Here is a 13,276-nt window from a genome sequence, read left to right as displayed (position 1 = left end):
CGGCTTTGGGGGTCAGTCTGCCCATGGCAAGGCGCGCCCCGAGGTCTGGCGCTCGAACAGCCGTAAGCGCTGGCCGATATGCGCGGGCGGCGCTTGCAGCCGCACTACCAGCACCGGCCCGTCGGGCAGTGCGCGTACCGTCGCGATGAAGACCGGTTTGGGGTCAGCAGCCGGACCAGGGGGATTCGCGGAATTGGGGGAGTCAGATCCGGCATCGGGCTGCACCGCCCTGCCCTTGTCCGGCATCACCGTCCAGGCCAGCAGTTCGCCTTCGTCCACGGCAACCGACCGCGCCTCATCGTGTCCGCAAGCCGGACACCACAGGCGGGCGGGATAGACGCGATGGCCACAGGCGCGGCATTCATCCACGCGGCATTGATCCCGGCGGTGTTCATCTACATGCAGATTCATGATTCCTCCCGGCGCAGCACGGCTGCGTTGGCGCACATGCCGTAGCGCAGTTGCACCATGCCGTATCCCGTGACAACGCCGTGCCGAGGGCCTTGCAGCTGCCGCCCGTCCGCCTGGCCCAACAACTGCCGCGCCACCTCGACCAGGCCGTGCATGCCACCCGCCGTCCCCGCCTGGCCCGCCGACAACTGGCCGCCGGCCGTGTTCACGGGCAGCGCGCGCGTCGCGATGCGGCGGGCGATAAAGCCCGGCAGGTCCTCCGTGCCGGTAAAGCCCAGGTCGTGCAATTGCGCCAGCGCCATCGCCGGATAATCGTCGTACACGCTGACCACATCCATGTCTTCCGGCCCCACGGCTGCCTGACGCCACAGCCCCTCCGCGAATTCAGCAATGCCGGTCTGCAAGCCGTCGCCTTCCTGCTGGTCGTGGTTGTAGCGCGCGCCGCTGGCTAGCAGCCGCACGTGCACGCCCGTGGGCCGCGCTTGCAGCACCAGCGCGCAGGCCCCGCTGACGACCGGCACGCAGTCCAGGCGACACAGCGGCGGCGCCACCATTGGCGCTTCCAGGTATTGCGCCAAGGTCAGCGGCTGGCGGTAGGCCGCGTTGGGGTTGTCGGCCGCCCAGCCACGCTGCGCCACGCACAGGGCGCCGTAATCTTCACGCCGCAGCCCGGTTTGCGCCATCTGCCGCTGGGTCAGCATGGAAAACAGCGGGTTGGGCCCGTCGCTACCCAGCGGGCTTAGATATTCCTGCGCGCTGCGGTTGTAGCCACGCACCAGCCCGGCAAAGTCCGCGCCCGTGAAATGGTCGCCCGACACCAGCACAATGGTTTGCGCCTGTCCCGCTTCCAGCGCCAACCAGGCTTGGCGCAACAGGTTGATGGCGCTGGCGCCGCCCAGTTCGTCCTGCATGCACCAGTTCAGCCGCAGCCCCAGCCGCCAGGCCAGGTCAATGGCGCGGTCGGGGCGCAGCGTGAACGACGCCACGCCCAGGCCATCCACCTGCGCCGGCGCAATGCCCACCTGCCGCAGCGCCTGCCCGATAGCCTGCGCCATCAAGCCCGCCGTGCTGCATGTGGGCTCGGGGTGGCGCAAGGCCGGGGTTTCGCCTACCGCGACGATGCCGGGGCCGGGGCCGGGGTCGGGTCCGAGGTCGACAGACTGGGCCTGGCTCATTCCGTGTCCTGCCTGGGCGGATTGCGGGTCAGCAACAAGGTCACCACCGTAATGGCCGCCATGCCCACCAGGAACCAAGCCACCGGCGTGGCCGATTCATACTTGCGCAGCAGCGCCATCGCAATCAAGGGCGACAGGCCGCCCGCGAACACGGAGGCCAGCTCGTGGCCCAGCGCCAGGCCGGTGTAGCGCACTTCCGCAGGAAATAGTTCGGCAAAATACGCGGGCTGGGTGCCGATCATGGCGGCGTGGCACACCGTGTTGCCCAGGAAGAAGGCCAGGAAAATCCAGAGCGGCTCTTTCGTCTGCACCATCCAGAAGAACGGGAACGCCACCAGCACCAGGCCCACCGAACCTATCAGGTAGACCGCGCGCCGCCCGATGCGGTCGGACAAATGGCCAAACCACACCAGCGTGCCCAGCTCGATGAACATGGACAGCAGCACGCCGCCCAGCATTACGTCGTTGGGAATGCCCAGGAACTTGCCGTAGGCCAGCGCAAAGGCCAGGAAGATGTACGAACCGCCGTTCTCGGCCACGCGCAAGCCCATCGCGGTCAGCACCTGACGCGGGTAGCGGCGAAACACTTCCACGGCCGGCATGCCGCGCTTGGCCGTCTTCTTGGCCTGCACGAATTCCTCGCTTTCCGGGATGTGCTTGCGGATGTACAGCCCGACGCCAAAGATCAGCACGCTGAACAGGAACGGCAGGCGCCAGCCCCAGCTCATGAAGGCGTCCTGCGGCAATTGCTGCGCCAGCATGAATACGCCGGACGACAGCACGAAGCCGCCCGCCACGCCCAGTTGGCTGAACGATGAGAAGTAGCCGCGCCGCTTGCCACCGACAGCCTCGCTGATCAGCAGCACGCCGCCGCCCCATTCGCCGCCCGCCGCCGCGCCCTGCAAGACGCGCAGAACCACCATCGCCACCGGCGCCCAAAAGCCGATCTGCTCGTACGTGGGAAGCAGGCCGATCAGGAAGGTGGCCGCGCCCATCAGGCCCAGCGTCCATTCCAACGCCAGCTTGCGGCCATAGCGGTCGCCGATGTGGCCGAAGATCACGCCACCCAGCGGCCGCGCCAGAAAGCCCACCGCGAACCCCGCGAAGGCGCCCATGGTGCCCAGCAGCGGGTCCGTGCCCTTGGGGAAAAACAGCTCGCCAAACACCAGCGCGGCCGCCGTGCCATAGATGAAAAAGTCGTACCACTCCATGGCGTTGCCCGCCACCGAAGCCGTCACCACGCGCCGGGTGCGCTTTCGCTTTGCTTCGTCTTCGGCGGACAACGCCGCCCCCTTATATGCCATCGTCATTGCCGCCCCTTGGATTTTTAGTGGATCAACGGCGCATCAGCGCGCCACGCGATAGCCGGCGGCGTCCCGGTCCCAGGTGTCGCCGGTGATACCTTCTTCCCGCAAGCGGAACTTGCGGACCTTGCCGTTTTCGGTGCGCGGCAGATCGTCCAGCACGCGCAGGTAGCGCGGCACGGCGAAGTACGGCATGCGAGGCTGGCAGAAATCAAGCAACGCTTCGGGCGTGGGCGCGTGCCCCGCCTTGTAGACCAACGCGGCCATCACTTCGTCTTCGGCCAGTTCGGAACGCACTGCGTAAACGGCCACGGTGGCCACGGCCGGATGGGCTTGCAGCACCTGTTCCACTTCATAGGACGAGATGTTCTCGCCCCGGCGGCGGATGGCGTCTTTCAGGCGGTCCAGGAATCGGAAGTAGCCGTCGGCGTCGCGCACCACGCGGTCGCCGGTGTGGAACCACAGGTTGCGCCAGGCCTCAACCGTCTTGTCGGCCATGCCGAAATAGCCCGTGGCAATGGCAAACGGCGGCGTGGCGCGCAGCAGCAGTTCGCCCGGCTCGCCATCAGGCACCGGCGCATCGTGTTCGTCGGCGACGATGGCGTCGAACTCGGGCGCCACGCGGCCCATCGTGCCTGGCCGCTGCTCGGAAAGCGTGCCGCCCAGGGCGAAATTGGTTTCGGTGGAGCCGTAGCCTTCCAGCAGCGCCATGCCGGTGCGTTCTGCGAACACGCCATGAAAGCGTTCCGGCACCCCGGGCGCCAGCGCGATGCGGGTGCGGTGGCCGCGTTCGGACGGCCGCGCCTCTTGCGCCAGCAGCATCGGCACCATGGCGCCCAACAGATAGGTAACGGTGGCGTTCGTGGCTTGCAGGCGGTCGAAGTAGCGGCTTGCTGAAAAGCGCTCGTCGCAAATGATGGACGCCCCGGTCACCAGCGCCTGGAAGCAGGCGTTCAGTGCGTTCGTGTGGAACAGCGGCAGGCTGGTGTAGAGCACGTCGGCATCTGAAATGTCCAGGTTGCGCGCGGCGATCTTGCCCCACCAGTAAAACTGCGCGTGCGGGCAGCACACGCCCTTGGACGGGCCGGAGGTGCCCGAGGTGTAGAGAATTGCCAGCATGTCGCCGGGCTGAATGGCGGCGGCGGGTAATGGCGCAGGCAGTTCCGATGGCACCAGGGTGGCGGGCGCGGGCAGCGCGTGGGCGGCATCGATCTCGTCAAGCAGCCAGATCGCGCGCAAGGCCAAGGGGCCATCGTGTGCGGCGCCATCGTTCGCCATGCCATCCTGCGCCGCGTGATTCAGCGACGCCAAGCCCGTCAGGGCCGGACAGGACGCCGCATCGGCCACCAGCAACACGCAGCCGCTATTGGCCAGGATGTGCCGCAGTTGCATGCCGCGCGACGCGGTGTTGATGGGCACCACCACCGCGCCCAGCCAGCCACAACCCAACACGATCGACAAAAATTCGTGGCGGTTGCCGGCCATGAGCCCCACGCGGTCCCCCCGCGCCACACCCGCCGCCGCCAGCCGCGCGGCCCAGCTTGCCGCGTGGGCCGGCGCATCGCAAAACCGCAGCGATCCGCCCGGGGCCTGCACCCACAAGCGCTCGCCTTGGCGCGCGGCCTGTTCCACCAACAACGACGGTAATGTCAACGCATGCATGACGACGCTTTCCCCGGTTGTTCTGCCGCTACCTGGCGTTCAGCGGCTTTCGTGAAATTAGTCTAGGAATCAACTATTTATATGTCAAATTTATGGCTATTATTTATCTTATAAATAGAACTGATATCAAAGGCATGCGTGGACTTCGATCTGAATCTCATGCGGGTTTTCCTGACCGTGCTGCATGAACGCAGCGTCACCCGCGCGGCGCAACGGCTGAACTTGACGCAGCCCGCCGTCAGCTACGCGCTGGCCCGCCTGCGGGAACAATTTGACGACCCGCTTTTCGTGCGCACCGCTACCGGCATGCAACCCACGCCGGTGGCGTTTGCGTTGGCCGACCCTATCGAACGCGGCATGAACAGCTTTGCGGAAGCGGTCAGCCTGCGTCAGCAATTCACCCCGGCCACCAGCACCCGGCGCTTTCGCCTGTCGATGTCCGACATCGGCGAAATGGTGTTCCTGCCGCCGCTGATGGAGCGCGTGCATGCGCTGGCGCCGCGCCTGCAGGTGGAAGTGCTGGAGATCGCGCTGGAGCAATTGCCGCAAGCGCTGAAAGAGGGCGAGGTCGACCTGGCCATCGGCAACCTGGCTGGGCTGGGCCGCCATACCTGCCACGCCGACCTGTTCAGCGAACGCTATGCGTGCATGGGCCGGCGCGGCCACCCGGTGCTGTCCGCGGGGCTGACACGTGGCCAGTTCAAGCGGCTGGATCACATCCTGGTGGCCTCGCGCGCCAGCGCACACCGCTTGCTGAACGACGTGCTGAGCGAAGCGGGCCTGCGTCGCCAGCCCTACCTGACGCTGCCGCATTTCTCGGCCGCCGCCGAGATCGTCCGCCGCACCGATTTGACGGTCACACTGCCCTACCGCGCGGCCATCTGGTTCAACCGCGACAACGCTTTCGAAATCCGTCCTCTGCCCATCGCACTGCCGCCGTTAAGCGTGACCGTGCATTGGCACGCGCGCTTTGAAAGCGACCCCGGCACGATGTGGCTGAGGCGCCAGGTCGAGGCCACGCTGGCGGATCCGAACCCGGCTTGATCTGATCGAAATGCGCAACAGACTCTGGCAAAGGCGGGGATAGATCGGCGTGCACGCCGCCACTAGACTGGCTTCCTTCTTACATCACCCAAGAGCCGCCGCCATGTCTTCCTTGCCCCGCTTTCGCCGCCTGCTGCAAAGCGCTGCGCTGAGCTTGTTGATCAGCCCCGCCTTCATTGCCCACGCAGCCGGCACAGATTTGCAACTGACCCATTTCAACCCCGGCAACGACGCCATCTTTCAAGTGTCTTCCGTGCTGGTCAGCGGCAAGCGTGAGGCCATTCTGATCGATGCGCAGTTTGGCAAGTCGCAAGCCGAAAAAGTGGTGCAAATGGTGCGCGACAGCGGCAAGACGCTGACCACCATCTACATCAGCCACGGCGACCCCGACTTCTACTTCGGCCTGGACACCGTGGTGGCCGCCTTCCCCGATGCGCGCGTCGTCGCCACCGAACCCACGGTTCAGCACATCAAGGAAACGGTGGACGGCAAGCTGGCATTCTGGGGCCCCAAGCTGGGCGCGGATGCGCCGTCCCGGGCCGTGATTCCGCAGGTGCTGAAAGGCAGCAAACTGACGCTGGAAGGCCAGGCGCTGGAAATCACCGGCCTGGACGGCCCGCAGCCGGATCGCAGCTTTGTGTGGATTCCGTCATTGAAGGCGGTGGTAGGCGGCGTTGTGGTGTTCGGCAACCTGCACGTGTGGATGGCCGACACGCAGACGCCGCAATCGCACAAGGATTGGCTGGCCACCTTGTCGCGCATTGAAGCGCTGAAGCCGGTGACGGTCATTCCGGGCCACTATGCGCCGGGCGCGCCGTTGACGCTGGAATCCGTCCGCTATACGCAGGGCTACATCCGCGCCTTCGACACGCAAACCGCCAAGGCCGCCGACAGCGCCACGCTGATCGCCGCCATGAAGGCGCAGTACCCGCAAGCGGGCGCCGCGGCATCCCTGGACTTGAGCGCCAAGGTCGCCAAGGGCGAAATGAAGTGGTGAGGCAATGACGGGTTGACGATGAAGAGGTAATGCCCTGAACAGCAATGGCGCCCCGCTTCCAGCGAGGCGCCATTTTTCTTATGCCCTCGCCTTATGCCATCGCGGCGAGCATCAGGTCCAGGTTCTGCACCGCCGCGCCGGACGCGCCCTTGCCCAGGTTGTCGAACACCGCGGTCAGCAACACCTGGCCGTGTTGTTCGTTGCCGTAGACCGCCAAACGCAGGTCATTCGTACCGTTGAGCACCTGCGGATCCAGATGCGTGTGGCTGGCGGCTTCCTGGCGCGGCACGACCTGCACATGGGTGGTGTCTGCGTAATGCTGGTGCAGGCAAGCATGCAATTGTTCGCTGTTCACCCCGGCCGGCAACAAGCGCGTCTGCAACGGAATCGTCAGCACAATGCCCTGGCGGAACGCGCCGTAGGCAGGCACGAACACCGGGCGCTGCGTCAGCCCCGCATGCGCTTCAATCTCGGGCGTGTGCTTGTGCGCCAGGCCCAAGCCATACAACTGGAACGCGGGTCCTGGCACGCCGCCCGCCCCTTCATAGGCATCCACGCTGGCGCGGCCGCCGCCCGAATAGCCCGACACCGCATGCACAACCATCGGATAGTCGGCGGGCACCAGCCCCGCCTGGATCAAGGGGCGCAGCAAGGCGATGGCGCCCGTGGGGTAGCAGCCGGGGTTGCTGACCCGCTTGGCTTGTGCGATCAAGGCCGCCTGCCCCGCGCTCATCTCCGGGAAGCCGTAGACCCAGCCCGGCGTGGTGCGATGCGCCGAACTGGCGTCGATGATGCGCACGGCCGGGTTCACCACCGATGCCGCGGCCTGGCGCGCCGGCTCGTCCGGCAGGCACAGGATGGCCACGTCGCTGGCGTTGATGGCGTCGGCACGGCGTTGCGGATCCTTGCGTTCGGCCTCGGGCAGCGTCAGCAGGCGCAGGTCGGTACGGCCATTCAGGCGTTCATGAATCTGCAGGCCGGTGGTGCCTTGGTCGCCGTCGATAAAGACTAGGGGGTGGGTCATGGCTGCTCCGTCGAGGGAGGGGTTGATCAGGGTTGAAGGCTTTGATGCAGCCGCTATCTTCAACCGTGGCCATTGATAAGAAAAGTCGAATATCATGATCGTTCAATTCATGTTTACTGAACGTCAATCCCCATGCGTGAAATCAGCCTGGACCGCCTGCGCACCCTGGTCGCCATTGCCGACCTGGGTTCCTTCGCCGAGGCCGCCCGCGCGCTGCATCTGGCCCCGCCCACCGTCAGCCTGCACGTGGCCGACCTGGAAGCCCGCGTCGGCGCGCCGCTCTTGACGCGCAAGCGCGGCCAGGTGCGGCCCACCACTATTGGCGAGACGCTGCTGGAACGCGCGCGCCGGCTGCTGGCCGAAGCCGACCAGGCGCTGGACGATGTGCAACGGCAGGTGCAGGGCTTGTCGGGCCGCGTCCGCCTGGGTGCCTCCACCGGCGCCATTGCGCATCTGCTGCCCAGCGCTTTGGAGACACTGGGCCGCCATCACCCCGGCATCGACGTGCAAGTGGCGGTGCTGACCTCTCAGGAAACCTTGCAGCGCTTGAATGACGGCACGCTGGACGTGGGACTGGTGGCGCTGCCGCAACCGCCTGTCGACGGCCTCGTCATCAAGCCCTGGCGGCGCGATCCGGTCATGGCCTTTCTGCCGGCAAGCTGGCAGGCGCCCGCCCGCGTTACGCCCGCGTGGCTGGCCGAGCGCGCGCTGATCCTGAACGACACCACCACGCGGCTCTCGCGCCAGACCGGCGAATGGTTCGCGGCAGCCGGCCTGAACCCGCGCCCCCGCATCCAGCTCAATTACAACGACGCCATCAAAAGCCTGGTGGCCGCCGGCTATGGCGCCACCCTGCTGCCGCACGAAGCCACCGCGCCCCAAGCCGACCCGCGCATCATCATGCGGCCCCTGCGCCCGGCGTTGTGGCGGCCGCTGGGCATCGCGCATCGCGCGGAAAAAGTCGAACGCGCCACCCAGCATGTGCTGGACGTGCTGTGGCAATTGCGGGCGGCACAGGGTGCCTGAATGTAGCAGGCGAATGTGGCTATGAAGGCAGCAACGATAGCGGTAACGAAAGCGGCAATGAAGCGTACTAACGGTACTGAAGCGCGGCACGTATTCACGTGTCGTCATATTAGAATTCCCCTGTGAAAACGACTCCGTCCCCCACTCCCCTGTCGCCCGCCGACTACGAACTGCTGGCTGACTTCCGCTATGCGCTGCGCACCTTCGCGGCCTTCAGTGAAGGCGCGGCCGGCGCCTTGGCGCTGACCCCGCAGCAGCATCAAACCCTGCTGGCCATCAAAGGCACCCGCAAAAGCCCGCCCGACCGTCGTGGGCTTTACGTAGGCGAAATCGCCGACCGCCTGTTGATCCGCCCGCATACGGCCGCTGAACTGGTCAGTCGCCTGGCCCGGCTGGATCTGGTCAGCCGCGAGGCCGACCCCGAAGATGGGCGCCGCGTTGAAGTCGTGCTGACGCCAAAGGCCGAACGGGTATTGGAAAGCCTGTCCACCGCGCACCTGGAAGAATTGCGCGCCATGCGTCCCTTGCTGGGCCGCCTGTTGGCACGCATCGGCGACGAGACGGCCTGACCGCCTCCACGCATAAGCACATAAGCGGGCGTTAAGCCGCCGCGTGATAAATTGTCGCCCCACGACATATTTCAGGGACGTGAGGAGATCGGTTTGGGTGTAGCAATCAAGCGCTGGCTGAGCGCCTTCGCGCCAGCGCCGGTAGGCGTCAACGGGCGCGAAAAAATTCTTGGCGTACTGGGCGCGCTGCTTGGGCTCTTCTGCACGGAATGGGTGGGCCGGCACGCGCTGGGCGCGGCCAGCCCTTGGTTCATCGCGCCCATGGGTGCGTCGGCCGTGCTGCTGTTTGCCGCGCCCGCCAGCCCGCTGGCACAACCCTGGTCCATCATGGCGGGCAACCTGGTGTCGGCGCTGATCGGCGTCTTCTGCGCCCAGATGATTCCCGTGCCCGGCGTGGCCGCGGCCGTTGCGGTGGCCCTGGCCATAGGCGCCATGTTCAGCCTGCGTTGCCTGCATCCCCCCAGCGGCGCGGTTGCCTTGACGGCGGTGCTGGGCGGGCCGTCGGTAACGGCGCTGGGCTATGGCTTCGCGCTGTGGCCGGTGGGCCTGAATTCCCTGATCCTGCTGTGCATTGCCGTGGCCTTCAACGGCGCCCTGAAACGCAATTACCCCCGCCGCCATGCCGACCCGGCACAGAGCCATCACACTCGCGACGCCGCGCCCAGCACCCGCCTGGGCTTCAGCCGGGCCGACCTGGACGACGCCCTGGCGCAACGCGGCGAGCTTCTGGACATCAGCAAGGAAGACCTGGAAGACATCGTGCTGTCCGCCGAACTGCGCGCCAGCGTGCGCCGGTTTGGCGAGGTGTCGTGCGCCGACATCATGTCGCGTGACGTCGTTACCGTGCAGGAACACGATCCCCTGGACCACGCCGTGCGCCTGTTCGACAGGCACCGGCTGCAAGGCTTGGCGGTTGTTGACGCGAACGGCCGTTATGCCGGCATGGTGTCGCAGGCTGACGTGCTGGCGCGCAAGGCCAGGCCGCTTCTGCTCAAGCCGGACGACGCCGCACCGCCGGAGCCGCGGGTTGCCGATTGCATGCGCAGCGAAGTGCCCTTCGCCACGCCGGACCTGCCCGCCATTGAACTGGCGCGGCCCATGTCGGACGCCCTGCATTGCGTGCCGGTGCTGGACGCCTCGCGCAACTTGCTCGGGCTGATCACCCAGTCGGACCTGGTGGCCGCGCTTTATCAGATGACGGTGTCTTCCCATTCCCCTGTCAATTCAGAAGCCGGGCTACAGGCCAGGCCGCTAGCTAATTCACCCGCCGGCTCAGGCGCCCACGCCACAAAGCGCGCCGCGTGACGCCTCCGTAGCCCTACGGATGCCGGCGCGCGCATGCCGCAGGGCATAATTTCACCCGTGAACCCCCTATCGCGCACGCGCGCCCTCCTCTGCTGGCTGGTCTTGTTCTGTCTGGGCGCCGCCTGGATCGCCCGCCAGGAATACATAGACCTGCACGACCGCTTCTTCCAGGCCACCAGCATCGCGCAGCGCATGTTGAGCCAGAAGACGGTGCAGCACGAGGCCGTGCTTGCCACGCTGACCGCGCTGTCACACCCGCCCACGCCCGAACGCCTGTACCCCAGCCTGCACCCGGCCATGCCGCAATTGTTGGGGCTGGGCTATCTGGCCGATGGCGCCTGGACCGGCAGCCTGCCCCCGCCGCCGGCATTGTCCGCCGCCGTGACGCGCGCCCGCGAGGCTGGCCGCCCGGTAACGCTGCCGCTGGACGACGCCCGCTACTGGCTGGTGGCGCCCTCCAGTTGGAGCCTGCTGCTGGATGCCCGCCAACTAGTGCCCGAGGCGGACTTTCCCCCGGGCCTGGGCAACCTCGGCCTGATGCTGAACGGCAAGCCGCTGGCGCTGCTGTCGAAGCAGGCAGACGATGCGTGGGGGCTGACGATGACCCTGCAAAAGCCGCTGGGCGCGGCCAGCCAGGCCTTCTCCATGCGCAGCACCCGCACGCTGACCCCCGCCTACTGGCCATGGAAAGCCTGGCTCTTCTGGGCCGTGGCCAGCGCCCTGCTGGTAGCCGCTGGCGCCGCGTGGCAGCGCTCGCGCGCCGAGGCGCATCGGCAACAGGAACAGGCCCGCCTGGCCACCATGGCGCGCCTGGGTACGCTGGGCGAAATGGCCGCGGGCATCGCGCACGAACTAAACCAGCCCCTGACCGCCATCCTGGCCCAAACCCGAGCCGCCCAACGCCTGCTGGACGACGAAGACGAACGCCCCGCCGTGCGCCACGCGCTCTTGGCCAGCGCCGAGCAGGCCAAGCGCGCCGCCGACATCATCAGCCGCATGCGCGCGCTGGTGCAGCCACGTTCACCCGCCCGGCGCGAAGCGCTGGACCCGGACGCGCTGGTGGCGTCGCTGCTTTTTCTGCGCGAGGCCGAATTGGCCCGGCTAGGCATCCGCCTGGTCTGGACCAACGCCAGCCCTGGCACGCGGCCGCTAGGTGACCGCGTGGCGCTGGAACAGATCCTGCACAACCTGGTGCAAAACGCCGCCGACGCGCTGGCCAGCACCGACGGCACGCGACAGATCCACCTGGAAGGCCGCGCCGACGGCGACGAATACCGGTTTACCGTCAGCGACACCGGCCCCGGCATTGCCGCCGACGCGCTACCCCGCCTGTTCGCCCCGTTCTACACCACCCGCGAACAAGGCATGGGGCTGGGGCTGGCCCTGTGCGAAACGCTGGCCGGGTCCATGGACGGCCGCATCGCGGCGCGCAACCTCAAGCCCTCGGGCGCTTGTTTCACCCTGAGCCTGCCACGCTCGGAGCCCGCCGCATGAGCCCCCCGAACACGCGCACGCCCGATCAATCCCCGCTGGTGTACCTGGTGGATGACGACGACGCCGTGCGCGATGCGCTGGCCCTGTTGCTGCGTAGCGTGGGCCTGCGCAGCGTGGGCTTTGGCGACCCGCAGGCCTTTCTGACGCAGTTGAGCGCCAGCGCCATCGGCTGCGTGGTGCTGGACATCCGCATGCCCGGCATCAGCGGGCTGGACGTGCTTGGCCGTTTGGCCGCGCAGTCCGACCTGCCGGTCGTCATGCTGACGGGCCATGCCAACGTGGATCTGTGCCGGCGCGCCTTCAAGGGCGGCGCCATGGAATTCCTGCAAAAGCCCGTGGATGACGACGTGTTCCTGGACGCGGTGCAGGCGGCCGTACGCACCCATATCGCCAGCCGCGAAAAACTGGCCGTGACCCAGGCCGCCGCCGACCGGCTGGCGCGCTTGTCCGGACGCGAACACGAGGTGCTGGCGCGCGTCGTGCAAGGCATGAGCAACAAGGAAATCGCGCGCGAATTCGACTTGTCGCCACGCACCGTTGAAACGTATCGAGCCAACGTCTTCGCCAAGCTGGAAGCCGACTCGCTGGCGCAACTGATCCGCCAATACGCCACCCTGCTCGACTAGCCCCGCGCCCCGCCCTCCGTAACGCTACGGAGACGCGCGAGTAGTCGGGCGTATACCGCCCGCCGTGCGTTTTGGCCACACTGACTGCTCCTGACGACACCCACAAAAAGGATGCAGACCATGACCCGCCAACCCCTTGCCACCCTTGTTTCCTCGCTGGCCGCCACGCTGGCTTTCTCCACCGCCGCCCACGCCGCCGTGCTGACGGAAACCAACCTGTCGATGGCCGATGCGCAAACGCTCGCCACCGCCACCGTCGCCGCCTGCCAGGCCAAGGGCTATAACGTCAGCGCCTCCGTGGTGGACCGCGCCGGCCTGCTCAAGGCCTTCGCCCGCGCCGACAACGCCGGCCCGCACACCATCGAAGCCAGCCGCGCCAAGGCATTCACCGCCGTGTCCGCCAAGACGCCCACGCTGACCATGATGGAGAACGCGCAGAAGAATCCGGGCGCGGCCAACCTGACCGACATTCCGGGCTTCCTGCTCTTGGGCGGCGGCGTGCCCGTCAAGGCGGGCGACAAGGTCATCGGCGCCATCGGCGTGGCCGGCGCACCCGGGGGCCACCTGGACGCGCAGTGCGCCGACACGGTGCTGCAAGACAACGCGGCAATGTTCAAATAAGGACGCTGCGGGACGGCC

The 13,276-nt window shown here is 67.0% G+C and carries 13 protein-coding genes; 8 read left to right on the top strand and 5 right to left on the bottom strand.

The genetic code is table 11. The annotated features are described in order from the left end of the window. Positions 1-12 precede the first annotated feature (12 nt). From P8T11_RS04440 to P8T11_RS04425, 4 genes are read right to left on the bottom strand one after another with little or no spacing between them, the layout of a single operon-like run. Positions 13-411 (bottom strand): Zn-ribbon domain-containing OB-fold protein, encoded by a 399-nt coding sequence (locus P8T11_RS04440; RefSeq protein WP_268078078.1) that lies wholly within the window; start codon positions 409-411, stop codon positions 13-15. After that, positions 408-1,586: a thiolase family protein gene (locus tag P8T11_RS04435; protein WP_268078079.1), complete on the bottom strand. Its 1,179-nt coding sequence runs from the start codon at positions 1,584-1,586 to the stop codon at positions 408-410. The genes P8T11_RS04440 and P8T11_RS04435 overlap by 4 nt, the downstream gene beginning before the upstream one ends. Continuing rightward, the gene (locus P8T11_RS04430) at positions 1,583-2,896 is read right to left on the bottom strand and encodes an MFS transporter (RefSeq protein WP_268078080.1); all 1,314 of its coding nucleotides are present in this window, start codon (positions 2,894-2,896) and stop codon (positions 1,583-1,585) included. Before P8T11_RS04430 ends, P8T11_RS04435 begins: the two co-directional genes overlap by 4 nt. A 36-nt stretch (positions 2,897-2,932) precedes the next feature. Further along, the gene (locus P8T11_RS04425) at positions 2,933-4,552 is read right to left on the bottom strand and encodes an ATP-dependent acyl-CoA ligase (RefSeq protein ID WP_268078081.1); all 1,620 of its coding nucleotides are present in this window, start codon (positions 4,550-4,552) and stop codon (positions 2,933-2,935) included. 138 nt (positions 4,553-4,690) lie between these two features. On the opposite strand from P8T11_RS04425, the gene P8T11_RS04420 reads away from it, so the two are divergent. Beyond that, complete coding sequence (locus tag P8T11_RS04420) at positions 4,691-5,596, top strand: LysR family transcriptional regulator (protein WP_268078082.1); 906 nt, start codon at positions 4,691-4,693, stop codon at positions 5,594-5,596. A 103-nt stretch (positions 5,597-5,699) separates the two neighbouring features. Continuing rightward, on the top strand, positions 5,700-6,593 hold the full coding sequence (locus P8T11_RS04415; RefSeq protein WP_268078083.1) for an MBL fold metallo-hydrolase: 894 nt from the start codon (positions 5,700-5,702) through the stop codon (positions 6,591-6,593). A gap of 91 nt (positions 6,594-6,684) precedes the next feature. On the opposite strand, the gene argC is transcribed toward P8T11_RS04415, so the two are convergent. Further along, the gene (gene argC, locus P8T11_RS04410; protein WP_268078084.1) at positions 6,685-7,617 is read right to left on the bottom strand and encodes an N-acetyl-gamma-glutamyl-phosphate reductase; all 933 of its coding nucleotides are present in this window, start codon (positions 7,615-7,617) and stop codon (positions 6,685-6,687) included. A 132-nt stretch (positions 7,618-7,749) separates the two neighbouring features. Here argC and P8T11_RS04405 point away from each other — a divergent pair, with 132 nt between their 5' ends. From P8T11_RS04405 to P8T11_RS04380, 6 genes are all read left to right on the top strand, one after another. After that, positions 7,750-8,643 carry a LysR family transcriptional regulator gene (locus P8T11_RS04405; RefSeq protein WP_268078085.1) on the top strand — a complete coding sequence of 298 codons (894 nt, stop codon included), beginning with the start codon at positions 7,750-7,752 and terminating at the stop codon, positions 8,641-8,643. A 122-nt stretch (positions 8,644-8,765) separates the two neighbouring features. After that, entirely contained in the window at positions 8,766-9,212 is a 447-nt protein-coding gene (locus P8T11_RS04400; RefSeq protein WP_268078086.1) for a MarR family winged helix-turn-helix transcriptional regulator, read from the top strand. A gap of 93 nt (positions 9,213-9,305) precedes the next feature. Next, entirely contained in the window at positions 9,306-10,517 is a 1,212-nt protein-coding gene (locus P8T11_RS04395; RefSeq protein ID WP_268078087.1) for an HPP family protein, read from the top strand. A 57-nt stretch (positions 10,518-10,574) separates the two neighbouring features. Further along, complete coding sequence (locus P8T11_RS04390) at positions 10,575-12,011, top strand: sensor histidine kinase (protein ID WP_326494534.1); 1,437 nt, start codon at positions 10,575-10,577, stop codon at positions 12,009-12,011. Continuing rightward, positions 12,008-12,637: a response regulator transcription factor gene (locus P8T11_RS04385; protein WP_268078089.1), complete on the top strand. Its 630-nt coding sequence runs from the start codon at positions 12,008-12,010 to the stop codon at positions 12,635-12,637. Before P8T11_RS04390 ends, P8T11_RS04385 begins: the two co-directional genes overlap by 4 nt. Before the next feature lie 120 nt (positions 12,638-12,757). Beyond that, positions 12,758-13,258, top strand: a complete 501-nt coding sequence (locus tag P8T11_RS04380) for a GlcG/HbpS family heme-binding protein (protein ID WP_268078090.1) — start codon at positions 12,758-12,760, stop codon at positions 13,256-13,258. Positions 13,259-13,276 lie beyond the last annotated feature (18 nt).

The sequence above is a fragment of the Achromobacter spanius genome, assembly GCF_029637605.1.
Taxonomy (GTDB): domain Bacteria; phylum Pseudomonadota; class Gammaproteobacteria; order Burkholderiales; family Burkholderiaceae_B; genus Achromobacter; species Achromobacter spanius_E.
This window is presented reverse-complemented; position numbering and strand designations above follow the sequence as displayed.

Excerpts from the sequence above, each read along its gene's own strand:
- P8T11_RS04440 (WP_268078078.1), bottom strand. The coding sequence starts at position 411 with ATGAATCTGCATGTAGATGAACACCGCCGGGATCAATGCCGCGTGGAT.
- P8T11_RS04435 (WP_268078079.1), bottom strand. The coding sequence starts at position 1,586 with ATGAGCCAGGCCCAGTCTGTCGACCTCGGACCCGACCCCGGCCCCGGC.
- P8T11_RS04430 (WP_268078080.1), bottom strand. The coding sequence starts at position 2,896 with ATGACGATGGCATATAAGGGGGCGGCGTTGTCCGCCGAAGACGAAGCA.
- P8T11_RS04425 (WP_268078081.1), bottom strand. The coding sequence starts at position 4,552 with ATGCATGCGTTGACATTACCGTCGTTGTTGGTGGAACAGGCCGCGCGC.
- P8T11_RS04415 (WP_268078083.1), top strand. The coding sequence starts at position 5,700 with ATGTCTTCCTTGCCCCGCTTTCGCCGCCTGCTGCAAAGCGCTGCGCTG.
- argC (WP_268078084.1), bottom strand. The coding sequence starts at position 7,617 with ATGACCCACCCCCTAGTCTTTATCGACGGCGACCAAGGCACCACCGGC.
- P8T11_RS04405 (WP_268078085.1), top strand. The coding sequence starts at position 7,750 with ATGCGTGAAATCAGCCTGGACCGCCTGCGCACCCTGGTCGCCATTGCC.
- P8T11_RS04385 (WP_268078089.1), top strand. The coding sequence starts at position 12,008 with ATGAGCCCCCCGAACACGCGCACGCCCGATCAATCCCCGCTGGTGTAC.
- P8T11_RS04380 (WP_268078090.1), top strand. The coding sequence starts at position 12,758 with ATGACCCGCCAACCCCTTGCCACCCTTGTTTCCTCGCTGGCCGCCACG.